Below are 22,603 nucleotides of genomic sequence, written 5' to 3'. Positions count from 1 at the left end.
AATATTTAAAGTAGCTACGATGGAGGGTGAGCATGGCCAACCCATGGTTGTATTTCAATGCTCGAGTTAACCCAGCCGATAGCCAAAGCCACGAACTGTCTTAAGATACTTAGGCTTGCTGGGATCCTCTTCCAGCTTTTCACGCAGCCAACGGATGTGTACATCTACGGTCTTGTTGTCCCCCATAAAGTCGTACCCCCACACCCGATCAATAATCTGATCGCGGGACCATACACGCCGGGGACGTCCCATAAATAGCTCTAGAATCTTGAATTCTTTAGGAGACAGACTAAGTTCCTGATCATTCAGAAACGCACGACATTCGTTGGGGTGTAGCGTAATCCCTTCAAACCGAAGCGCAGACGTATCTTCTGCTGACTTATCTTTGGACCGGTAGCGACGCAGTAAAGCTCGACAGCGAGCAATCAGCTCACGCATACCAAAGGGCTTGGATAAATAGTCATCAGCCCCCACCTCTAGACCAACCACTCGATCCATTTCTGTGCCCTTGGCACTGAGAATCAAAATGGGGACATCCAATCCACGATGACGTACCAGTCGACAGAGATCTAGACCATTCATGCCTGGCAGCATCAGATCTAAAATCACTAGACTAATATCTGGAATGGCATCTTTACTACCATCAGCTGACCCGAGCAGTTTCTCTAATGCAGTGGGGCCATCATCAGCCACCACCATTTCAAATCCTTCTTCAGCCAAAGCCAGTGCTACCGTCTCTCGGATTAGCGCTTCGTCTTCAACGATTAAGACCCGGCCTAAACCTACTCGTAGTGAGGATTGAATAGGAGCTAGCCCGCCAGAAACCATGGCCATATTAATGTTGCCTTCATTACCTCTATGGTTGGATTCTATCAGGGATACTGCAACCACAAACCTTAGATTAGACGGATCATTTTCAGTATTTTTAACAATAAAAGCTCCCCATAGAACAAACTCTATCTCTGAAGAGTCAGTATTTACCCCCTATCGACACGATCAAAACTTGGTTTAGGTGTTAACCATTTTTTTATCTTCATAAAGTTTTTATAGTAGCGTCGGCAACTTGGACCAACATGACAGATCTCTTTTACGGCCACTGATTGGTAGCCCGACCATACAATTCTGTGAGGGTGGTGAACTGATGGCGTACAGTGGGCGTTAACGCAGAAGCATCAAACCGCCATTCCCAATTTCCTTCTGCTAGACCTGGGGTATTCATGCGGGCTTCAGACCCTAACCCAAGCAGATCCTGCAACGGCACAATGGCTAAGTTAGCGATAGATGACAACGCCAGTCGAATCATCGCCCAGTGAACTGATTCTGGCCCGAGGCCACCGCAATAGCTGACTAAGCGCTGTTTCTCATAATCATTAGCCCTGGCATACCAACCGACGGTGGTGTCATTGTCGTGGGTACCGGTGTAGATCACAAAGTTGCGATCGCAATTAAACGGCAAATAGGGATTGCGATGATCAGACCCAAACGCAAATTGCAGAATTTTCATGCCTGGAAAATCAAACTTATCCCGCAGCGCCTCCACCTCGGGTGTGATAATCCCTAGATCTTCTGCCAAGAATGGGAGCTTGCCTAGCACAGCCTCAACCCGTTCAAATAGGGGTACCCCTGGTGCCTCGATCCATTCACCATTCATCGCCGTTTCTTCACCTTCGGGCACAGCCCAAAAAGATTCAAACCCTCGAAAGTGATCGATGCGAATCTGGTCCACATAAGCCAGAGACGTTTTGATCCGATTGAGCCACCAGTCAAACTGAGTTTCTTCTAGCACTTCCCAGTTGTAGGTGGGATTCCCCCATAACTGTCCAGTCTCACTAAAATAATCCGGCGGTACCCCCGCCATCTGAGACGGCAGCAGCGTCTCCGGATCAATCATAAAGTTCTCGGGAAAAGCCCATACATCCGCACTATCGTGCGCAACATAGATCGGCATATCCCCAATAATTTGAATATGACGTTCATTGGCATAGGCCTTGAGGGCAAACCACTGGCGACAGAATTCAAACTGCAAATACTTCTGTAAAAAGATGTCATCAGCTAGCTTAGTTCGCCAAATTTCCAGTGCTTCTGGATCTCGTTTTGCGATCGCCGGGTCCCAATCACTCCAGCTCGCCCCCCCATTGGCATGCTTGAGCGCCATAAACAGGCTATAGTCATCTAGCCAAAATGCCTGGGCCTGGCAAAATTCTTGAAATTCCTTGGACTCTTGAGGCTGAAACTTATGGGCCGCCTGCTTGAGTAGCTCCAATTTGTAGGGAATAACCTGGTCGTATTCCACCCGCTCAGCAGAAAACGCTGGCACCTGTGCCAGGGCTGACATCTCCAATAACCCCTGCTCAACCAAAGCATCCAAGTTGATCAACATTGGATTTCCTGCCATTGCCGAATAGCACATGTAGGGAGAGTTACCATGGCCGGTGGGCCCTAGGGGCAAAATTTGCCAAATCTGCTGTTTAGTATCAGTTAGAAAATCAACAAATTGATAAGCCGCTTGACCCAAATCCCCAATGCCATAGCGACCGGGTAGCGACGTCGGATGAAGCAAAATACCGCTAGCTCTGGTAAATGGCATGGCAAGAGATACGTAGTAGGGTGGGCAATGCCCACCGTCCGAACGGGTATGGGCAATAAATCAAAGCGTTTGTACCTGGTTTGGCCTTCATCCAAACTGATAAAGCCTAATCCAAGCCAGTAGACTTTAGCATGGTTATTCGATGCAATACCGTCCCGTTAAGAACAGCCATTCACCTCATTTATGACCTATCGAAATCCTGCCCCCACCGTCGATATCATTATCGAGTTAGTGGATCGTCCCAACCGTCCAATCATCTTAATAGAGCGGCTGAATGAACCATTGGGCTGGGCGCTTCCCGGTGGCTTTGTGGACTATGGAGAATCGGTAGAAACTGCAGCCGTACGGGAGGCCAAAGAGGAAATTGGCCTTGACATCAAGTTATTGGAACAATTCCACGTCTATTCAGACCCTAGCCGAGATCTACGCAAACACACGATCAGTATCGTATTCCTAGCCACTGCTACCGGTGAACCCACAGCGGGTGATGATGCCAAAAACTTTAAAGTATTTGATCTATGGGCACTGCCTCAGAATCTGTGCTTTGACCATGACAGGATTTTGCAGGACTATTGGCGTTATCGTCACTATGGCAAACGGCCTTAGGAATCTGTGGATCCCTAGAGGCATTCACAATAGCAAAACCCCAAACTGTAACAAGAACAAGTCAAATTTCGCAGGAAAACTTAAGTTAACTGTTCACTAGCTAACCGCAAAGTTAATGCAATCTTAAAAATAGACGTAGCTTTAAGTAAAACTACGGGGACTAAATAGTATCTTGTCCCTTAAGTCATGGTGGGGTCGGAGTCTAATGCTCTGCACATTTCAATGTACTGACGCGTCATTTCATGGTTAGGCAATGCACTCTCGGACCGATATTCTGGCGATCTTCTCCACATTTATCCAGTTTGCAGGGGATCGATTTGACACCTGGATATCTGACCCGCGACTGGCAAGAAATATGCAGCAAGAGCTGCTGCAAAATGATGATGCGGACCGCTCAGAAAAGTTCTGGGCCCTGCATTGGTATCGTCGCCAGCAGCATGATCCCCATGCCACTAAACATCTCTGGGCCTATTTACAAGAACCTTGCTATTGGGCAGCCGACCGAGTCACCCGCCGCTTTGCTATGGTGCAATGTTCTCTGGCAGATGGATTTCAGATTGCGATCGCAAATGTAGACCGCATTCTTAACGGCTACAACCCCGATTATGGCAGCACCCTCAAAGCCTATGCTCATACCGCCTTTGGCAACTGCATTCGGGACCAACTACGACAGCAGCATGAAATCAATATCAGTAGTGACTGGGGTTTATTGCGTCGTCTGAGTCAAACCCAGCTAACCCAAGCCTTGCTGGCGACTGGATTTATTGAAACAGCACCGTATATCTTGATTTGGCAATGCTTTAAGGCAATCTGCACCCCTGAGCCAGGCAGACTGGTACGGGGATTGCCTGCCCCCAACGACGAGCAATTTGAAGCGATCGCAAAACGCTATAACCAAATGCGCCATCAGCTTATATCAGAGCTCACTAATATAGATATAGGCAACCAAGATATCAATACTCAACAGCTGACAATGGAGCTGATTAAGCTAGCAACCATTGCCAGAGCCTATCTCACCCCCATCGTTACCTCTCTCAATCAACCCCAATACGATGATTCTGGAGAGGAACAACTATATACCCTGCCTACGCACGATAATCCCATGGCACAACTACTTGCCGATGAGGACTACGCTCAACAACAGCAATACATGAAACAGATTGGGGAAGTCTTGGAAAATGCCTTATCCAAATTAGACGAACCTAGTCAAATCTTGTTATCCCTGTACTACCAGCAGACATATACCCAAACAGATATTGCTCGTCAGCTAGATATCCAGCAATATCAAGTGTCTCGGAAACTCAGTCGAATCCGGAGACAGTTATTGCTAAACACTGTCAACTGGAGTCAAGAAACTCTGCATATCCCCAAAGAGTCCGCCATATTAGCTAATGTTAGCGAGGTCATCCATGAGTGGTTGCAAAGCCACTATTCGCAAGTATCACCGCAAGCACCATCAGAGGTATCGGAATGAGCGTATTTTTTGAAAATCCCGTCCAGCCTGTTCTGAAAATACCAGTCGTTCCAGCTCAATGGCAGCGCAGTGCATCCATCTCAGACGTAGCTGTGCGCTGGCGAATCTATCTACATCAGCTAGGACTGGCAGCTTTGATGCCCTGGTTCCAAGAAGAATTTGATTGGCACGTCTTACCCTTTCCCCACGCAGCGCCCTTTGACATTTGGCACGTTGTCGATGGATTGGCCTTGCAATTGGGAAAGAATCGCATTGTCATCATGCTCTCCGAAACCATCGATGCGGCAGAACTGGAAGTCCCCCAGGAATGGGTTGATCTGCCAGATTGGCAGGCCGATTACTACATTGCCGCTTACATCGATATGGACGAGCAGCGGCTGGCACTATGGGGCTACACAACCCACTCCCAGATCAAAACCAAAGGGATTTACAGTACTACCCAACGTACTTATAGTCTTAATGATATCGATCTGATACAGGATTTTTCGGCCTTTTGGGTGGCACAACAAGTAGAACATCCCTCATCCCTCTCGTCTGAACCACTTCCCCATTTACCAGCTGCCCAGGTTGAAAGTCTGATGCAGCAGCTAATCGATACCCCAGACCCCAGGCTCGCTCTACCTTTTGCCCATTGGGGAGTCTTAATCAGCAATGACCACTGGAGACAACGGCTATATCAGCAGCGCCAAAATCCAAAGCTAGTGAGTATTGAAGACTGGCTTGAACAAATCTTTGAACACGGTTGGCAATCTTTAGATACGCTAACGCCCCAAACACCTGCATTAAAGTTTCGTTCTATTGCTGGCGGTGCAGCTGTTCTCACCTGTGGCAAGAAAATCTTTTTGAATACGGCCCCCGATGATCTGTTATTGATGTTCAGCGTAGATATCGAAACAGACAAACGTCGCAACATTCGGATTCAGCTTTATCCATCTGGCGAATCTCTCTTGCCTAGCGATGTGGTTCTAGCCCTGGAACTTTCAGAAACTGGCGAGTTACTCAAAAAAGTCCAAGCAGGAACCCAAGATAACTATATCCAAATTCCTCCATTTCGTTGTTCAGCCGGACAGCGTCTCCGAGTTCATATCCAGCTGGATGACAGCATTTGCCAAGAGGACTTTATTAGCTAAGAGTCATATGATTCTACGATGGGATATTGCCATTAGCCAGCCATTGCCCTAACAGAAAAGCGTCGTCTGTATTCACCCGGCTGCAGTCCCACCAATCGAACAAAGACTTTCCGAAAGGCTCCCTGATCCTCATAGCCAACTTTCCAGGCAATCTCACTAAACGACGTTTGCGAAAACTCTAGCATTTCCCTTGCTTTCCCTACTCGCAAAGCCTGCAAATACTCAATTGGTTTCATCCCTGTCGCCTTTTTGAATCGCCGTAGAAATGTGCGTTCTCCCAGGGAGGCCACCGCCGTCATATCTGCGATCGCAATCGCCTCACTATAATGGGTTTGCAACCAGTGTTGCACCCGCAGTATGGCCTCATCACCGTGGTAGAACTGCGGCGCAAACTTGCTATAAAACCGTTGTTCTCGCCCATTGGGATCGATCAAAAAGAACTGGGCCACAGCTAACATGACAGACGGTCCTAAAAACCGATCAATTAGCTTTAATCCCAGATCGATCCAAGCCGTCACCCCTCCTGCGGTGATAATATCGCCATCCTCAATCACCATTTGATCGGTTTGCACATATACCTCAGGAAATTGAGTGGCCAGCACGTCTTTCAGAGCCCAATGGGTGGTAGCGGGCCGTCCATTCAACAACCCCGTACGCGCCAGGACAAAGGCAGCTGTACAGATAGAACAAACCACTGCTCCACCTTCATGCTGCGCCTTTAACCAGTCGAGAAGAACAGCATCTGGTTCATCTGTGCCTCGGCTTTCAAGATTGGGTGGAATAATCACAACTGTTAGCTGACGTGGACCATTGCCATCTATCACCTCTACACGTTTTGAGTTCGGATTTATCTGCCAACGGCTTACCAACAGAGGTTCCACCGTTCGTGGGGTATGCTCCATCGCTATCCGATTAGTCGAAAGAAACAAATCTATCAGCCCATAAACCGCCGATAGCTGAGCACCAGGGTACATCAAGAGTCCGATCGTTATCTGCTGAGTCATAGATTGTCAGAAATGACATCACATAAGTCGATTTTGACACTAGTTTTCGAGTTTGAGAATCCATAGTCTAGATAGTGTGAACCAGCCAAGGAATCGAAACAATGAGCTACGACTCTCAAAATTCAGCCTTGTTAACAGCTGTCAATGCAGCGAGTACACGGTGGAAAATGGCTTTTAACGCAGGTGATGCTGCAGGCTGTACAGCCCAATATGAAGCAACAGCTACGATGGAGGCGACGCCTTTTGGTAAGTTTATCGGACATGAAAAGATCCAAGGCTTCTGGCAAAAACTGATTGATGATGGATTTTCTGATGTGGAGTACCTGGAGCCAAAGATCGAAATTATTGATGAAACATCAGCGGTTTTGTCTGCAAAATGGAAAATGAATAAAGCCTATGGAGTCATTCATAGGGAGCTATGGGTCTTGCAGACGGATGGGACTGCAAAGTTGAGAGAAGATAGGTTTGAGGCTCAGGGTTAAAGATTTTATCTCTTGCCAATTCGACATTCTGTCCCTATTCACAGCACATCCTCAGACTCACGTTCTAAGCTATAAAGTCATCCTGCACGCAATTAATTGGGGAGTTACTTGCTATGGCAACGCCAATGCGTAGACGCTGGAGTCTGCTGTCACTATTACTACTCCTGAGCTGTCAGGATATTACGTCTGGCTCTACACCGACGACTTCTGAGATCACACAGGCAATCTGCGAGGCTCATGCCGGATTTACTTTTGTGGGTGGTGGGGAGTTTATTGCGGGTAGCGATCGCACCGAACGCGACTACGCCTATCGCATTAGTGCAGAAGGATTTGCTGATAATCCTGAGGATGTGGCGGCTGCCGAGGCCGGCTACCTGAGACGAGGGTGGTTTGAACGTGAATCGGTCAGGCAAACGGTGAACCTATCATCGTTTTGTATGGGTAAAAACCTGATTACCAATGCAGACTACCAGGCATTTGTGCAGGCAACGGGGCATCGGTCACCAGGGATTTCGGCAGAGGAGTATCAGGAGCAGGGATTTTTAGTGCATGACTACGGTGAGGTCGTTCCTTATCTGTGGCAGGAGGAGCAGTATCCGGTAGGTGAGGACAATTATCCAGTGGTGCTGGTTTCTTACGAGGATGTAGTAACCTATGCAGAATGGCGGTCTGGTCAGGATGGTGTCAGATATCGACTACCGACAAGGTGGGAATGGGAAAAGGCAGCGCGGGGGACGGATGGGCACTATTTTCCTTGGGGTAGTGAGTGGCGCGATGATGGGACAAATTGGGCGAAGCATGGCCCCTATGGGACAAGTGAGGTGGGGGCTTATCCGCTGAGTCAAAGTTCTTATGGCATTGAGGATATGGCTGGCAATGTATTTGAGTACACCAGCACTTTAACTAGAGGTGAGTCTAAGGTTGTGCTCAAGGGGTGCAGCTGGGACGATTATCCTGGTTTTTGTCGGGCTGCCTATCAGCATGATCGGCCTGTCGACTCGCGACATATCCTATTTGGGTTTCGTTTGGTGCTGGAGAGCAGTTAGACAGACTCTCTATTGTTTCCTATATTGCTGCTTCGGACTACGCGGTTTATCAGGATATTTCATCTCTAATAGTCCCGCATCCAATGCTGGAATCAAATAATTCTTTCGAAATGTTGGCCGATGAGATAACCCTAAACGCTCCATCAGTATTTGAGTTGTGACATAGCTATCATCCATCACCGCCAATAATCTCTTAACTTGGTCGGCAGCTTGGTCGGTAGCTTGGTCGGTAGCTTGATCAATCCCCTGGTTTATCTGGGCTAGAGCATTACCAATAATCTCCAACATAAACTCGATAAAGACAGTGCTATTGGCTGCCTGGTCGGCTTTTTCTAGAGTTTGGTAATAGCGCTCTTGTTCATCTTTAATCACACTCTCAATGGGCAATAGAAAGAATATCGGATTCCACTGCCCCAAGATCAGCGTCTGCCACAGTCGTCCCATACGGCCATTGCCATCCATACATGGATGGATAAACTCTAATTCATAGTGAAATACACAGCTTTTAATCAACGCATGGTCTTCTGACTGGTCTAGCCAATCGAGTAGATCTGACATTAATAGAGGAACCCGTTTGGCAGGTGGAGCTACATGGACTACTTTGCTTTCTTTATGAATGCCGACACCCGCTCGTCGAAATTTACCTGCATCTGTCAGAATGTCACCCATTAAATATTGGTGAGCTGTTAAAAAATCCTCTATTGAGGCAGTTTTCCACTCCGCTAATGCTTCGTATGTTCGAATCGCCCCTTTTACTTCGCTAATTTCCCTTGGCTGACCCAATACGCGCTTACCTTCTAGAATGGCAGTTACCTGTTCTAGAGATAGGGTATTGCCTTCGATGGCCAGGGTGCCCTGGATAGTCCGAATCCGGTTTCGCTTACGTAATTGAGGTGATGCACTCAGCCCATGGCTATTTAATCGACCTACCTGCTCAGCAATAGCGCTAATCTGGTTGATAATTTTTGCAGTGATATCAAAGGGCGGCTGATAGGACATCCATGGGTAGAGTGGCGAAAGATTAGGCTGGGTTTGACTTGCGGCAGCAGTATAACCAAAGTATAACTAGAGGCGGTAATACTGTATAAAAGCTGATTATGCAAACGGCAGTATCCCTACCAGATAAAGTCTTTAAGGCGGCAGAAGCCCTTGCAGGGCATTTGGATATCTCGCATAGTGAACTCTGTAGGTAGGTAGTTATGGGTCATTTACGTTGGTTATGGTTGCTGAGCCTAGTTTTGCTTTTACAAGCCTGTAGCACCTTTAGTGTCTTACCGCCTCAGGCAGTGGTAGAGCGGGGTTTAGCCGTAAAAATGGCCCAAACCCAGCAAGCTCTGATCACCCACCTGGCCCCAAAAGTCCCCCAATTACCAAACCTGAAGCTGCGCCAGGTAGAAGTCACCCTGAGAGAAGACCAGGAAGACGACTTATTCCATGTCCAAGGTACCTATCAAGCCATCATCCAACTAACCAGCCGAGAAAAGAAAGAATCTGGTCCTTTTGACCTGTATATAGCTAGAGAAAAAACCGAAGACACTGTCAGCTGGTTTTTAGTATCAGACAACAAAAGAGAGTTGTTGGTAACAAATCCATCCTAAGAAAATCCCCTCATCGGGTGCCCACAAATTCTAATCACCTATTCTTCCATCACTGTCTGTGCAACGCTCACAGGTACATCGGAAAAATACCTGCGTTGAAATTGTTCCTCTCGCAGACTCGCCAGCAGTAAACGTAAACTTGCTTGTTGTTGTTCTGGTGTCTCAGCAAAAGCCTCGTCATACAGAAAAATGATGGTCGTAGATGGCAATAGTGACTGCAGATCCCCTCGGTTAATGCCGCCCTCCTTAATAGGGAGGGACAGGGGGGAGCCCTCCATATCTAAAGTTTCATCCAGCCCCCTCTCCCTAACCCGAAAACCCAAGCTGCCCAACGCGACTAACCCAGCCCGCAACGACACCTCCCCCAACTCCAGCCTTGTCATCAGCTCCACCATCGTCACACTCGTTTCTGTCCGCGTCAGATACTTCGCAATCCCTACCAATCGTTTCCACACCTCAACCGGAGCCATCGGTTCAGGATTCTCATAGGCCAATACCAGCGGTGTTTGCTGCTGAGTTGCCTGATGAAACCAGGGTCGCAACTCCTGCCAAGTCGTTGGACATTGGGTAACCACCAGCGCATCCAATAAATCTGACTTAGCAGACTGGGCCCGACAGTCGATTACCTGCTGTTTTGGCATAGCCACCGTCGCAGCAACCTCAGACTCTACCGATCGCACATCAAGCAACCGCACCTCATAACCACCATATTGGGGCTTCTTTTGCCGAGAATAGGTATTAAAGTCCAACTCTAATACCACATCACAGCGGCCTATCGGCAGATCGTCCTTGTAATGGCCCCACCATAGCCCTGGAAAACCAGCTATGGCCGTATCATCCTTGAGCAAAAAGTGGGTTTTGATAAACCTGAGCTTCTGCTTTGACACCGGATCTTTAATTTTCTGATGCCACGTATTGTCAAACCAGGCATTACGAACTAACAATCGAGGCACTGGATTACCCATACCATAAGGCTCCAGCAAATTCAGTTGCTGAAATAGGTTCCTACCTAGTTCACAAACACTCACCTCTAGATCGATCGTAATCGTTGGCCCAGAGGTTACCCCCACCTGCCGCAGCTGCCGATTCAGAGCATCGGCAAATAAGCTGACATTCTCCAGCGGCAATGTCATCCCAGCGGCAAAAGGATGTCCCCCAAAACTAGTTAGCAAATGGGACTGATCGGTCACTAACTGATAGAGGTCTATCCGATTCACCGACCGGGCTGACCCACGGGCAACATCACCATCAATGGTCAACAAAATTGTGGGCTTGCCATATTCCTGAGCCACTTGACCTGCAACAATGCCCAATACCCCCGTCGGCCACTGGGCATCTGCCAGTACAATCACCTGAACCGTAGCCATATCTAACTCAGTCAGTCGCTGAGTCACCTGAGTATGGACGTCTTTTTGTAATGCCTTACGACGAGTATTGGCCCACTCAGTTTGCTGAGCCAACTTATGGCAATGGTCCGCATCTTCACTCGTCAGTAGGTCAACGCAAAACTGTGCATCTCCATGAATACGGCTGACAGCATTAATCCGGGGACCAATGCCAAAGGAAATATCGGTGGGACGATCCCCTGTACGGCGACACAGCTTTAGTAGCTCAGCAACACCAGGGCGAATGGGAGCGTCCGTTTTCAGATGGGTCTGGAGCTGGCGAATACCGATTTGGGCCAGATAACGACAGTCACCGCTCAGCTGAACCAGATCGGCAATCAGACCAATGGCCACTAAATCAGTCAATTCTGAAAGAGGCCGAGTGGGTGTAAGCCTTGCATACAAGGCTTCGACTAGCTTAAAAGCAACGGCAACACCAGATAGATGGGCTAGAGGATGCCCGGACTCAAAGTAACGTGGGTTGATGATGGCGACGACAGTTGGCCGTTCATCGGGCAGGGTATGGTGATCGGTAATGATCACATCCATCCCCAACGTTTGAGCATGGTCGATTTCTGTGAGATTAGTACTACCGTTATCGCAAGTAATGACCAGCGTTGTCCCATCAGCCGAGATCGCATCCAAACCATGGACAGAAAGACCATGGGATTCGGTCAGCCGGTTAGGAATAAAGTAGTTAAGCGTCCCAGCTGGAAAAAACTGGCGTAGACCATCCCACAATACTGCCGTGGAAGTAATGCCATCGGCATCAAAGTCCCCCCAAATGGTGACCGTTTCCTCATTTTCTAAGGCTTGAAGAATGCGCTCGACCGCCTGGGTCATCTCGCCACCAAAGGAGGCAGGTGGCATGGGTTCGTAGACATCGGGGTTAATAAATGCCGTTAGCTGCTCAGCCGTGCGGATACCCCGCTGCCAAAGTAGCTCAGCAGCACGCTTTGGCGGGTTCGGAAAATTGGCAATCGTTTGGACAGTGTTGACCCAGTCGGTGGAAATCGTTTCACCCTTGGGTAGCTGCCACTGGGGGGTTGGTGTAGTCAAGATAACGATTTTATCGTCCCTGGGTTTGGTTAAAATAGGCGGGATTCTAAACTAGTCACAACTATGCCGTTCTCGACACAGTATTAAACTAGTTGGACATAATATTGCCGCTGCTGATTTAGAGCATAGACCAGTCTGTCATAGTCGCTACTTGTCAGCACATCACAGATTAAGTCATAGTTCAGCTCAGCAGCATAACTAATTAACAATACTGTGGTTATAGTCAGGAGTGTTTTGTGAAACTTGGTGAATGGATTGGCTTAATTAGCATTTTAGCGACGTTCTATATTCTTTGGAGTATTCGGGCGATTTTACTGCTGGTGTTTATGGCAGTGGTATTTGCGATCGCACTCAACAGTCTTGCCCGGCGTCTACAGCAAAGCGGTATCCCCCGCCGATTTGCCATCCCCACCGTACTCTCCATCACCTTTTTGCTCATCACCCTCTTTTTTCTCGGGGTGGTCCCACCGTTTGTGGAGCAATTTAGTCTATTAATCGACCTAATTATCGATGCCAGTCGCAAATTACCCGAAACCCTGGCCCAGCTCGAAACGTACCTACCCGACCAGCTACGCTTTCCTGAACTCAACGAATTTTTAGACTGGGTCACCTCTCCAGATTCGGCAGTACTAGATGTTTTTAATAATTTCTTTTCATTCTTTAACTCCTCACTGCGAGTATTACTCCAGGTTCTCCTAGTGATGATTTTATCCCTAATGTTTTTAGGGAATCCCAGCACCTACCGCAACTCCCTATTGCGACTAATACCATCGTTTTATCGACGCAGGGCGGATGGCATTTTACAAGACTGTGAAATTGCTCTATGCAACTGGATGGGGGGCATTGTTCTCAACTCAGTGTTCATTTTCTCCCTTAGTTTTGTTGGACTAGCACTGCTGGGTATCAAACTCGTATTGGCCCATGCCCTGATTGCAGGAGTTCTCAACTTTATTCCCAACGTTGGACCGAGTCTAAGCGTCATCTTTCCAGCAACCGTAGCCCTGATCTCACCAGAACCGTGGAAAATTGTGCCCGTGATTATCTGGTACGTCATCATTCAACAGATTGAAAGCTACTGGCTCACCCCCACAGTCATGGCTCGTCAAATCTCTCTTCCCCCCGCATTTACCTTGATCGCCCAAATCTGTTTTGCCACTATCTTTGGATTCCTTGGATTGGTACTAGCCCTACCCCTAGCCGTTGTTGCCAAAATCTGGCTCCAAGAACTCCTCGTCAAAGACGTCCTCGACCATTGGGAAATACCTGATTTTCGCCCATGGAAACCTGCCCTAGCTGGCATCCCTGAGGACACCGATCCTCTCCTCGAAGAAACTAAACTATCACAAACGATTACCCCCAGCCCCAATGAAACCAACAGTCCAACAAAAGAGTAAAAATCTCCCATCAAACAACAGCTCTCTTCTCTCTAAACTGAGCGAAGCCAAACTCTACCGCCCCGACTTCCCCTGCGCCCCTTTCCCCTCTACCTGGGCATCCTGAACCCAGAAGATCCTCCCAAATCGTCAACCATGCCCTTTGCTGCCAGCGTTCGACATCTACAAACCCTAGTCATGTCGTTTCATCCCATCATCGTGGTAGAAACTGTTGAGGAAGAACGCATTCAAAACCTGATCAACAAGGCCACCCTTGACCTACAGCTACCGGTCTATGAATGGAGCATTGCCCAAGGGTTGGTCCGCATGGAGGGAAATCAATATAACCGTTGGAAAAATGAATATGCACCGCCAGGCGCTAGCAGAGCCGCCGTCGATACCGATACAGCTGAACCGATCGATGCACTGCGCCATGTACAGGCCATCAGCCATCGCGCCGTTTACTGGTTCAAGGACTTTGCCACCCATTTTGATGACGTCATCGTTACCCGGCTCTTTCGTGAAGTGGCCCAGCAGTTTGCCCACAATCAGTCCACCCTCTTGATCTCTGGCGAGCAGGTCTCCCTATCACGGGAGATTGCTCACGAGGCGGTTTTTTTTGACATGCCCCTGCCGGACCAGGACGAGCTGCATAAGGCCATTGTAGAAGCGGTACAGGCTCTACGCGGACGCATCAAGACCAAACTCAGCCCTGAGGAAATGCGCACTCTGGTCAATACGACTCAGGGTATGACCCTCAACCAAACCAAAAAAGTAATTGCCTACGCCGCCCTTGAAGATGGCCAGCTTACGGCCAAAGACATTGGCCGCGTGCTAGAGCGGAAAATGCAAATCATTCGGGAAACCGGGCTGTTGGATTATATTCCTATTGAGAAAAACACGGCTGAACTGGGAGGATTTGACAGGTTAAAGCATTGGTTGGCAAGAGCTCGTATGGGATTTAGCCCTCAAGCCCAGGCCCTCAACCTAACGCCGCCCAAAGGGATTTTAATCGTGGGTATTCAAGGTTGTGGAAAATCCTTGGCGGCGAAAACCATTGCCCGTGAGTGGCAGATGCCTCTGCTCAAGTTGGATGCCGGACGTCTGTATGACAAGTATGTTGGTGGCTCAGAAAAGAACTTTCGTCAGGCTGTTTCCCTCGCAGAAAAAATGGCTCCAGCGGTCTTGTGGATCGACGAAATTGAAAAAACCATGGGTGGTGCCCAAAGTGCAGATACGGATGGTGGGCTTAGTCGTCGACTGTTTGGTTCATTTTTGACCTGGCTTCAGGAAAAATCCCAGGAAGTATTTGTGGTGGCCACAGCCAATGACATTTCTCAGCTTCCTCCAGAACTCCTGCGGAAAGGACGCTTTGATGAGATTTTCTTCGTCGATCTACCCGACGAGCAAGACCGAACCACCATTCTCACCATTCACCTCAAGCGTCATCAGCAAAACCCTGCCAACTTTGATATGACTGAGTTGGTCAAAGCGACAGAAGGCTTTAGCGGAGCAGAGATTCAGCAAATTATTGTCTCTAGCCTGTATCAAGCTATTCACGAGCAGCACTCCCTAGATACAGCAATACTGGTCCGGGCCATTAAAGCCACTGTACCGTTATCTATTTCTCGACGAGAAGATATTCAACGGCTTCGATGTATGGCAACAGATCGGTTTGTACGGGCAAAGTAAACTACACCTAGCTTTAATGTTGCTGCATGTTAACAAACTACTAGATAGATAAGGGCTGAAACCCTATTTTTCTGGTGCTTTCATACTGAAGTCAAAAAGTACATTTTACGGTTTCTAACATATACTTCCGCTTGCCGGGAATTCTCTGAGAAATCGCTGTAAGGTTTAGTGCTTATTATTGCGAATTTAACCCGCTACCTCTTTTGGAGAAACCGTTATGACTCCCGCTCAAATCGAAGGTCTTTGGATCTGCCTCAGCTTCTCTTGTGCCATGATTCTGCTCACCCCCGTCCTGGTGTGGGTATTGCCCAACCGTCAGCAAGAGGCCATTTAACAGCATTAGCTCATCATTTGCCATAATTATCTTATGCTCAAGCGAGGCACGCACATTTCCTGATACATCGGGTGCATGCCTCGCTAATTTTCATGTTTTTTTGACACCATAGACCCGTTACCATAGCCATAGGTTAGTTGCACTCACGCCCATGGGGCAGTCTGTTGCAAACTAATGCGATCGCAAACCTATCCTGATTCTTCCCATGGCTTTTCGTGCAACCCTCGTCGCATTTCTAATTATGTGTTTCGGGCTAATAGCCGCTCCAGCCCATGCGATGACACCATTAGATGTATCCAATCTTGCCTATGACAACTGCCCTGCAGAATACGCAGAAGGCATTGTTGATGCAGGCAGTTTAGGCAAAGCCACCTGCTACTTGGTCACCGGTACCCTGACCAATAACTCTGGCAAACCCATCCTCAATGCCGATATCTTTGGTCGCATCTATGACAAGAACAACAATCCAGTCATGCAAAACCGAGGGCGGCTAGGGGGAGTAGACTACGTTCCTCCCGGCAAAAGCGACTTCGAAATTCGTGTGTCGATAGCGGCAAATCAGCCACCACCGTTAAAGTTAAAGAACTTCAAGGCCTCTGGATTTGTCGGCAAAGTGCGACGTCAGGGACGAATAGAGTAAGACTAACAATCCAAACCAAAAACGAGTCGGCAATGCACGTTGCCGACTCGTTTTTATATCAATTTAACGACTTTCTTTATCTCTAGAAAGCTGAAGCAGACATATAGCTTGTAGCAAGTACTCTAGCGACCGACTCCAACTGATCTTGAACAAAGAAAAGCAAAAAGATAGCCAGCATCGCCGAAAAATCCAGACCGCCTAAGGGAGGGATAACCGAGCGAAACAGATTTAGATAGGGATCTGTAATCTGACTTAAAGTAGAAAACGCAGGATTACTCCAGTCCACACTAGGGAACCACGTTAGCAGCACTCGTATAATCAACAAGGCACCGTAAATACCAAGAAACGTGGCTAACGACCGAAGAACTAATTCAAGCATGGGTATTTCACCGTATGAAAGTTTAGGTTACAACGCTAAGATCTATATTTTTAGTGTAACTGATGGTTTTCTAACCGTAAAAAATCACCTAAGTCTTTTATGAATCGATTATGAATCGATGGTTGACGTTTCATAGTCTGTTACATGGCCATTGGTACTACCAAGCTGCAGACGGACTTCTTCAATAGCGGCATTGAGTTCAGAAATTTTATCCTCAAGCCCCCGACGAGCAACTTCCATACGCTCATCACTGCTCATATCAGCCAAATTTTGACTAATGTCTTCCGATAGCTGACTAAGGTTTACATTATCATCGGCATCTGTATGACTAATACGATTAGCGGCTAATACGCCTGCTACACCGCCAACTAAACCGCCCAACAGGGCTCCTAAAAAAAATCCATTGGAGAAGTTGCTTGACTGACTCATGGTGTGTGAGGTGATTAATATCAATAACTCTAGTTATTAGTACTCAATTTAATTAGTACCGAATGTACGATCCCCAGCATCTCCCAGACCTGGCACGATAAAGCCGTTTCCATCTAGACCTTCGTCAATGATGCCCGCATAAATCACGAGCTGCGGGTAAGCCTCAGCAAGTTTCTGCAACGCTGGGGGAGCTGTGACCACTGAGACAATCCTAACCAGAGACGGATCCACACCACGCTTCACTAATTCTGCCATAGTGGCCATCATTGTACCGCCCGTTGCCAGCATTGGCTCACTAATCAATATACGGGTCTCAGGATCAATCTGCTCAGGCAGCTTATTTAAATAGCAGGTAGCTTCAAGCGTTTCCTCATTGCGAGCAAATCCAAGGTGATAAACCGAAGCTGTAGGCAATGCCGCCTGCACCCCTTCCATCAAAGCCAACCCTGCACGCAAGATAGGAATTACCATCAGCGGCTTTTCAGGATTAATAAATGTGGCCGGACAGGGGGCTAAGGGCGTTTCTACAGTGACATCGACGGTAGGTAACCAGTCATTACGAATTGCTTCGTAGGTTAACCAACGACCAATTTCAGTCATGGCACTACGAAATACAGCAGAGGGGGTGTTAACGTCCCGTAAAACACCGAGCCAATGCTTGATTAATGGGTGAGGGGGAACGTGGATCCGCAGCTGAATTGCCATGGGAAAAACTGATAAAAATTGTAGGATGGGCAGAAATCTGCACAATCATACGTCTTTGTCAGCTAGGCGGTCTAGGGTAGGGCTATCTTCCTCGTAGCAGATGTTTGACGGTTTCTACCATTTCTGCCGGACGAAATGGCTTGGCAATGTAAGCATCGGCTCCCTGTTTCATGCCCCAGTAACGATCAAACTCTTCATTTTTGGATGAGCAAATTACAACGGGTACATCCTTTGTGGGGCCATTGTTCTTGACCCAGCGGCAAAGTTCATAGCCATTCATATTGGGCATAACAATATCGAGAACCACCAGATCAGGTGGCCGTGAGGTAATCATATTTTTGGCTTTTTCACCATCTTCAGCTTCTAAAACAGTCATACCTGCCTTGATCAGGAGACCAGAGATCATCTCCCTTAGGGTAGAACTGTCATCCACAATCAAAACCGTGGTCATAATGCAGGGAATAGGTAAGGTTCCTCAAGTGTTAGTTAGCCCAGATATCAGGGCTAGATTAAAAGCAACCAGCTAATAATACGAATTTGGTTGATTTCAAGCAATGATTTTGGCTACGTTTAGGTTGAAATAGGAGGGCTGTAGTAGCCCTAAACAATATGCGGCCTTGCGTTCTATCACTATCGTATTAAGTATACGAAGAAAGATAAGAATCGGCTGTTACGTCGGTTGAGTATTCTCTCCCAGCGTCTCTAGAAGGGTCAGCACAGGTTTGGGCTGCAGCTTGTCCTTAAACCACACAATTTTGGCCGGTACGCTTTTTATATCGACACCTGCTTTTGCTAAGTTTAGCCGCTCTGAAATAGCCAAAATCAGATTTTGACAGTCTGACTTCTGTACCTGAGCAAATTTTTTGCGCAGATAGTCTGGCCGCCAATATCCAACTATTTCCAATAAATACACTGGACCATCGGGATGAACCAGACGGAAGTCAGGAATCATAACACTGCCAGGTATGGGGATTAGATCCACCTCCCGCTCTAGTTGCCACTGGGTTTTACCTTTGTCTACTAGGGCAGTCCAACGCTCAGCAAACGCGGCTTCGACCATGCTGTCATAGGGTTTCCCTGGTGGGTAGTGGCTAACCAAATCACACTCTGAGTCAAGGATATAGGCCTTTTCAGACAGGGCTTTGGTGTAGCTGTCTTTCCATTGCAAGGTAGCACTGAGGTGCCATCGGGTTACATGCAAAATGGCGGGGACAAGTTTGGCAATGTCTAGACCATAGCGAGTACTCGCTTTAAACAGACTGGCCGGGCCATCGATAGTGATGGTAAACCCTTGATCGGCTTCTCCCTCGATATAGGTCATCAGTCTAAACAGTTTCAGATAGCGAAACATCAGCTTGTACTCACCAGGATCATTGCGATGCAGGTTGAGAACCACATGACTGGCTCGGTAAAAGATGCCCTGGACCTGGGACAGGTTATAACGATGGATCAAGGCCTCGGGTGTCGGCGCATCAAATTGGGTCAGGATTCGATTTTCTTTGAGATCGGCATATAGCCCCTGCTGGATATGGATCGGCTCAACATCCTTATCGAGTTCTTGAGTAAGTTGACTTGCCAGAGTTTCTAGGTGCTGATTGGCAGCGACGGGAGAGGGTGCCCTCACCGCTGCTAGGGCAAAAATACGCTGACGTAAGTCCTGAGGTTCTAAGGGACTGACAATCTCAAACGTACTGAAACTGCTACGCAGAATATGAGCTAACCCCCGTTTAATCCGATAGTCGGTGTCCTCACCTTCGAGCTGTTGAAGTTTTTGGTTAAGACTACCCTGGGTATCACCTACGGTGGATTGGAATAGGGCGATGAGATTGGTTGCGATCGCAACCCAAGGCTCCTCCAAAGGCAGCTGTTTCGCATCAATAGAGTTACCCCGAGGCCGATGGATTAATAAATCAGAAGGAAGCATTTTCTTCCCAAGAAGGCAGCATCTTCCCAAGATAGACGCTATATAGTTAGTTAAGACTCAACTTAATTTTGAGTTTCAAAACTCCTACACCCAAAGCTTTCAATTCTCCACCGATCTTGATCCAGTCCGAAACCCTAGATTTATTAGAATGGCCACGCCTATGTCAGCAGTGGTCTACCTTTGCCGCTACTAAGCTGGGTGCCCTTGCCGCTCGCCATGGCCGTATTCCAGAGCATCAGCATGAAAGCGAGCGACTGTTGGCCCAGACCCGCGAAACCTATCAGCTAGAGGACATTGCTCCCCTCAACTTCCGTGGCATCCAGGACATAGGCGATGCCCTAGAACGGGCCAAACGTCAGGGAATTTTGGCTGGGGAAGAACTGTTAGATATTGCCACCACCTTGGCTGGTGCTCGCCAGCTACGGCGGGCCATTGATGCCCAAGAGGAAGAAGACCTTCCCGTCCTCCAGGCCCTAGTCGCCCAGCTCCGCACCTACCCAGAGTTCGAAAAGGAGATCCACCACTGCATCGACGATCGAGGTAAGGTCACCGACCGGGCTAATCCTAAGCTGGCTGGCATTCGCAAAAGCCTAAAAAGCACCCATGATGCGCTCCATGCTAAGCTGCAGCGCATCATGCAGCGCAGTGCCGGAGCCCTGCAAGAAACCCTAATTACCCAGCGGGCGGGCCGGTTTGTCATTCCGGTCAAAGCCCCCCAAAAGGACTCCATCCCCGGCATTGTCCACGATGTCTCCACCAGCGGTGCCACCCTCTATATCGAACCCCAAAGTGTGGTTGAGTTTGGTAACCGGCTACGCCAGCTAGAACGCCAGGAAGCCCGCGAGGAAGAACTCGTTCGTCAGCGCTTGAGCGCACAGGTTGCCGACGTTAGCGAAGACCTGGAGCAGCTCATGGCCATTGTCACGACGCTGGATCTAGCCACAGCCCGTGCTCGCTATTCCCTGTGGCTAGAGGCAAACCCGCCTCGATTTAGCGCCCCCAGTGAACGCACTGTGCTGCGACAGCTACGCCATCCCATCCTGGTCTGGCAACAGCGCCACGAGGAAGGATCGACGGTGGTTCCCATTGATGTAACGATGCGTCCTGACATTCGCGTGGTGGCGATTACTGGGCCGAATACGGGCGGTAAGACCGTGACGCTAAAAACCTTGGGTCTGGCCTCGCTAATGGCTAAGGTCGGTCTGTTTGTCCCGGCCCGTGAACCAGTGGAATTGCCCTGGTTTGATCAGGTATTGGCTGATATTGGTGACGAACAATCTATCGAGCAAAGTTTATCTACATTTTCGGGTCATATTCGGCGAATAAGTCGGATTTTGGATGCGATTGGAGCGAGTGAAACGTCGGATAATTTCAACGATGAATCGGTGGGCAGTGACCACTCTACAGCAAATAATTCATTGGTCCTTTTGGATGAGGTGGGGGCAGGCACCGATCCGACGGAGGGCAGTGCCCTTGCGATCGCACTGCTCCAGCACCTGGCCAACCACACCCGCCTCACCATCGCCACCACCCACTTCGGCGAACTCAAAGCCCTCAAGTACCAAGACGAACGCTTTGAAAATGCCTCGGTGGAGTTTGACGACGTTAGTTTATCCCCTACCTACCGACTCCTGTGGGGGATTCCCGGACGCTCCAACGCCCTCTCCATTGCCAGACGGCTGGGGTTAAATGCTGCTGTAGTCGATACTGCTCAAACCTATGTGGGTGTGAGCAAGCAGGACGACGTTAACCAGGTCATTGCCGGTCTAGAAGCCCAGCGCAGACGCCAGGAAGATCAAGCAGAACAGGCCGCTGGCATCGTCGCCCAGGCAGAAGCACTCAAGTCCGACATTGAACGCAAAGCCGCCGCCATCAAAGACTGGGAACTCAATCAAAAACTGGAACAGGAAAAAGCCATTCAAGCTGCCGTAGCCGAAGCCAAGGCCGAAATTGCCACGGTCATTCGTCAATTACAAAAGGGTAATCCCACAGCCCGAGCTGCCCAAAAGGCCACTGAATTAGTGGAAACTATCGTCCAGCAACAGCAGGCTCCCAGTAACCATCCCGCCAAGAAAGCCATTGCCAATTACAAACCTAAACTGGGGGAAAAAGTTCGCCTCATTGGCCTTGGGGGCCAAACCGCCGAAGTTGTGGAGGAACCGGATACCGACGGCAAGGTGGCGGTGCGCTTTGGACTAATGAAAACCGTCGTAGATCTCAAGGATATTGAATCCCTCACCGGACAAAAGGCCGTCACCCCCAAAACACCGACTGAAAAAGCCCCCGAAAAACGCCGCACCACCGTCAAAGTGGTCAAAAAAGAACCCACCGCTCCCGCCGTCCGCACCTCCAAAAACACCATCGACCTCAGGGGCATGCGGGTAGCCGAGGCCGAAGCTGACCTGGAAAACTTTATTGCCCATGCCACTGGCCCCATCTGGATTATCCACGGCCACGGCACCGGTAAACTCAAACGCGGCGTCCGAGAATTTCTCAAACGCCATCCCCAAATACTGAGCTTTGACAATGCCGAACAAACAGATGGCGGCACAGGGGTGACCGTAGCCCAGATTTAAAGAGAATTATTCTCGCCAATCAACGTTAAACTCTTTCACCACAAGGCTTGTTAGGCCAACGGCAATCATTTCTGCCATGATGCCGTATCGGTACCAATTTAAAGATATAGGAGTTACGCATTGACAAAAGTCCATCAATAGTATCAGGCAAAGGTAGCTTCTGTTGCATGGTCCAGAATA

Annotated in this window: 20 protein-coding genes; 10 read left to right on the top strand and 10 right to left on the bottom strand. The window is 48.6% G+C overall.

What is annotated here, in order from left to right:
- Positions 1–66: 66 nt before the first annotated feature.
- Together IXB50_RS10485 and malQ are read right to left on the bottom strand one after the other, a co-directional pair.
- On the bottom strand, positions 67–834 hold the full coding sequence (locus tag IXB50_RS10485) for a response regulator transcription factor (protein ID WP_215608960.1): 768 nt from the start codon (positions 832–834) through the stop codon (positions 67–69).
- Between the two features lie 253 nt (positions 835–1,087).
- Positions 1,088–2,587, bottom strand: coding sequence for a 4-alpha-glucanotransferase (gene malQ, locus IXB50_RS10480; RefSeq protein WP_215608916.1), 1,500 nt, complete (start codon positions 2,585–2,587; stop codon positions 1,088–1,090).
- A 183-nt stretch (positions 2,588–2,770) separates the two neighbouring features.
- Between malQ and IXB50_RS10475 the strand changes: the two genes are divergently transcribed.
- The 3 genes from IXB50_RS10475 to IXB50_RS10465 all read left to right on the top strand — a co-directional run bounded on the left by IXB50_RS10475 (position 2,771) and on the right by IXB50_RS10465 (position 5,797).
- Positions 2,771–3,193, top strand: coding sequence for an NUDIX domain-containing protein (locus IXB50_RS10475; protein ID WP_215608915.1), 423 nt, complete (start codon positions 2,771–2,773; stop codon positions 3,191–3,193).
- A 253-nt stretch (positions 3,194–3,446) separates the two neighbouring features.
- Positions 3,447–4,667: a sigma-70 family RNA polymerase sigma factor gene (locus IXB50_RS10470; RefSeq protein WP_215608914.1), complete on the top strand. Its 1,221-nt coding sequence runs from the start codon at positions 3,447–3,449 to the stop codon at positions 4,665–4,667.
- Positions 4,664–5,797: a DUF1822 family protein gene (locus IXB50_RS10465; protein WP_215608913.1), complete on the top strand. Its 1,134-nt coding sequence runs from the start codon at positions 4,664–4,666 to the stop codon at positions 5,795–5,797. Before IXB50_RS10470 ends, IXB50_RS10465 begins: the two co-directional genes overlap by 4 nt.
- A 32-nt stretch (positions 5,798–5,829) precedes the next feature.
- Here the strand turns inward: IXB50_RS10465 and IXB50_RS10460 are convergent, their stop codons facing one another.
- Positions 5,830–6,801, bottom strand: a complete 972-nt coding sequence (locus IXB50_RS10460) for a GlxA family transcriptional regulator (RefSeq protein WP_215608912.1) — start codon at positions 6,799–6,801, stop codon at positions 5,830–5,832.
- Between the two features lie 101 nt (positions 6,802–6,902).
- On the opposite strand from IXB50_RS10460, the gene IXB50_RS10455 reads away from it, so the two are divergent.
- Positions 6,903–7,283, top strand: coding sequence for a Cif family virulence factor (locus tag IXB50_RS10455; protein WP_215608911.1), 381 nt, complete (start codon positions 6,903–6,905; stop codon positions 7,281–7,283).
- Positions 7,284–7,396: 113 nt separating this feature from the next.
- Positions 7,397–8,329: a formylglycine-generating enzyme family protein gene (locus tag IXB50_RS10450; protein ID WP_215608910.1), complete on the top strand. Its 933-nt coding sequence runs from the start codon at positions 7,397–7,399 to the stop codon at positions 8,327–8,329.
- 9 nt (positions 8,330–8,338) lie between these two features.
- On the opposite strand, the gene IXB50_RS10445 is transcribed toward IXB50_RS10450, so the two are convergent.
- The gene (locus IXB50_RS10445; protein ID WP_215608909.1) at positions 8,339–9,328 is read right to left on the bottom strand and encodes a Fic family protein; all 990 of its coding nucleotides are present in this window, start codon (positions 9,326–9,328) and stop codon (positions 8,339–8,341) included.
- 200 nt (positions 9,329–9,528) lie between these two features.
- Here IXB50_RS10445 and IXB50_RS10440 point away from each other — a divergent pair, with 200 nt between their 5' ends.
- Positions 9,529–9,927: a hypothetical protein gene (locus tag IXB50_RS10440; protein WP_215608908.1), complete on the top strand. Its 399-nt coding sequence runs from the start codon at positions 9,529–9,531 to the stop codon at positions 9,925–9,927.
- A gap of 38 nt (positions 9,928–9,965) precedes the next feature.
- On the opposite strand, the gene recJ is transcribed toward IXB50_RS10440, so the two are convergent.
- Complete coding sequence (gene recJ, locus IXB50_RS10435; RefSeq protein ID WP_215608907.1) at positions 9,966–12,371, bottom strand: single-stranded-DNA-specific exonuclease RecJ; 2,406 nt, start codon at positions 12,369–12,371, stop codon at positions 9,966–9,968.
- A 236-nt stretch (positions 12,372–12,607) separates the two neighbouring features.
- Between recJ and IXB50_RS10430 the strand changes: the two genes are divergently transcribed.
- From IXB50_RS10430 to IXB50_RS10420, 3 genes are all read left to right on the top strand, one after another.
- Complete coding sequence (locus tag IXB50_RS10430) at positions 12,608–13,765, top strand: AI-2E family transporter (RefSeq protein WP_215608906.1); 1,158 nt, start codon at positions 12,608–12,610, stop codon at positions 13,763–13,765.
- Between the two features lie 135 nt (positions 13,766–13,900).
- The gene (locus IXB50_RS10425) at positions 13,901–15,436 is read left to right on the top strand and encodes an AAA family ATPase (RefSeq protein WP_215608905.1); all 1,536 of its coding nucleotides are present in this window, start codon (positions 13,901–13,903) and stop codon (positions 15,434–15,436) included.
- Between the two features lie 539 nt (positions 15,437–15,975).
- Entirely contained in the window at positions 15,976–16,410 is a 435-nt protein-coding gene (locus tag IXB50_RS10420; RefSeq protein WP_215608904.1) for an FxLYD domain-containing protein, read from the top strand.
- Positions 16,411–16,492: 82 nt separating this feature from the next.
- Here the strand turns inward: IXB50_RS10420 and IXB50_RS10415 are convergent, their stop codons facing one another.
- From IXB50_RS10415 to IXB50_RS10395, 5 genes are all read right to left on the bottom strand, one after another.
- On the bottom strand, positions 16,493–16,789 hold the full coding sequence (locus IXB50_RS10415) for a YggT family protein (RefSeq protein ID WP_215608903.1): 297 nt from the start codon (positions 16,787–16,789) through the stop codon (positions 16,493–16,495).
- A gap of 108 nt (positions 16,790–16,897) precedes the next feature.
- On the bottom strand, positions 16,898–17,218 hold the full coding sequence (locus IXB50_RS10410) for a gas vesicle protein (protein WP_215608902.1): 321 nt from the start codon (positions 17,216–17,218) through the stop codon (positions 16,898–16,900).
- A gap of 48 nt (positions 17,219–17,266) precedes the next feature.
- Positions 17,267–17,923: a uracil phosphoribosyltransferase gene (gene upp / locus IXB50_RS10405; protein WP_215608901.1), complete on the bottom strand. Its 657-nt coding sequence runs from the start codon at positions 17,921–17,923 to the stop codon at positions 17,267–17,269.
- A gap of 82 nt (positions 17,924–18,005) precedes the next feature.
- Positions 18,006–18,374, bottom strand: coding sequence for a response regulator transcription factor (locus IXB50_RS10400; RefSeq protein WP_215608900.1), 369 nt, complete (start codon positions 18,372–18,374; stop codon positions 18,006–18,008).
- A gap of 219 nt (positions 18,375–18,593) precedes the next feature.
- Positions 18,594–19,847: a DUF790 family protein gene (locus tag IXB50_RS10395; RefSeq protein WP_215608899.1), complete on the bottom strand. Its 1,254-nt coding sequence runs from the start codon at positions 19,845–19,847 to the stop codon at positions 18,594–18,596.
- Positions 19,848–19,963: 116 nt separating this feature from the next.
- On the opposite strand from IXB50_RS10395, the gene IXB50_RS10390 reads away from it, so the two are divergent.
- Positions 19,964–22,423, top strand: a complete 2,460-nt coding sequence (locus IXB50_RS10390; RefSeq protein WP_215608959.1) for an endonuclease MutS2 — start codon at positions 19,964–19,966, stop codon at positions 22,421–22,423.
- Positions 22,424–22,603 lie beyond the last annotated feature (180 nt).

The organism is Leptothoe spongobia TAU-MAC 1115 (genome assembly GCF_018739885.1).
GTDB classification, from domain to species: Bacteria; Cyanobacteriota; Cyanobacteriia; order Phormidesmidales; family Phormidesmidaceae; genus Leptothoe; species Leptothoe spongobia.
This window is presented reverse-complemented; position numbering and strand designations above follow the sequence as displayed.

What these genes read in the sequence shown, in the direction of transcription:
- IXB50_RS10485 (WP_215608960.1), bottom strand. Translation starts at nt 834, where the DNA reads ATGGCCATGGTTTCTGGCGGGCTAGCTCCTATTCAATCCTCACTACGA.
- malQ (WP_215608916.1), bottom strand. Translation starts at nt 2,587, where the DNA reads ATGCCATTTACCAGAGCTAGCGGTATTTTGCTTCATCCGACGTCGCTA.
- IXB50_RS10475 (WP_215608915.1), top strand. Translation starts at nt 2,771, where the DNA reads ATGACCTATCGAAATCCTGCCCCCACCGTCGATATCATTATCGAGTTA.
- IXB50_RS10470 (WP_215608914.1), top strand. Translation starts at nt 3,447, where the DNA reads ATGCACTCTCGGACCGATATTCTGGCGATCTTCTCCACATTTATCCAG.
- IXB50_RS10465 (WP_215608913.1), top strand. Translation starts at nt 4,664, where the DNA reads ATGAGCGTATTTTTTGAAAATCCCGTCCAGCCTGTTCTGAAAATACCA.
- IXB50_RS10460 (WP_215608912.1), bottom strand. Translation starts at nt 6,801, where the DNA reads ATGACTCAGCAGATAACGATCGGACTCTTGATGTACCCTGGTGCTCAG.
- IXB50_RS10455 (WP_215608911.1), top strand. Translation starts at nt 6,903, where the DNA reads ATGAGCTACGACTCTCAAAATTCAGCCTTGTTAACAGCTGTCAATGCA.
- IXB50_RS10450 (WP_215608910.1), top strand. Translation starts at nt 7,397, where the DNA reads ATGGCAACGCCAATGCGTAGACGCTGGAGTCTGCTGTCACTATTACTA.
- IXB50_RS10445 (WP_215608909.1), bottom strand. Translation starts at nt 9,328, where the DNA reads ATGTCCTATCAGCCGCCCTTTGATATCACTGCAAAAATTATCAACCAG.
- IXB50_RS10440 (WP_215608908.1), top strand. Translation starts at nt 9,529, where the DNA reads ATGGGTCATTTACGTTGGTTATGGTTGCTGAGCCTAGTTTTGCTTTTA.
- IXB50_RS10425 (WP_215608905.1), top strand. Translation starts at nt 13,901, where the DNA reads ATGCCCTTTGCTGCCAGCGTTCGACATCTACAAACCCTAGTCATGTCG.
- IXB50_RS10420 (WP_215608904.1), top strand. Translation starts at nt 15,976, where the DNA reads ATGGCTTTTCGTGCAACCCTCGTCGCATTTCTAATTATGTGTTTCGGG.
- IXB50_RS10415 (WP_215608903.1), bottom strand. Translation starts at nt 16,789, where the DNA reads ATGCTTGAATTAGTTCTTCGGTCGTTAGCCACGTTTCTTGGTATTTAC.
- IXB50_RS10410 (WP_215608902.1), bottom strand. Translation starts at nt 17,218, where the DNA reads ATGAGTCAGTCAAGCAACTTCTCCAATGGATTTTTTTTAGGAGCCCTG.
- upp (WP_215608901.1), bottom strand. Translation starts at nt 17,923, where the DNA reads ATGGCAATTCAGCTGCGGATCCACGTTCCCCCTCACCCATTAATCAAG.
- IXB50_RS10400 (WP_215608900.1), bottom strand. Translation starts at nt 18,374, where the DNA reads ATGACCACGGTTTTGATTGTGGATGACAGTTCTACCCTAAGGGAGATG.
- IXB50_RS10395 (WP_215608899.1), bottom strand. Translation starts at nt 19,847, where the DNA reads ATGCTTCCTTCTGATTTATTAATCCATCGGCCTCGGGGTAACTCTATT.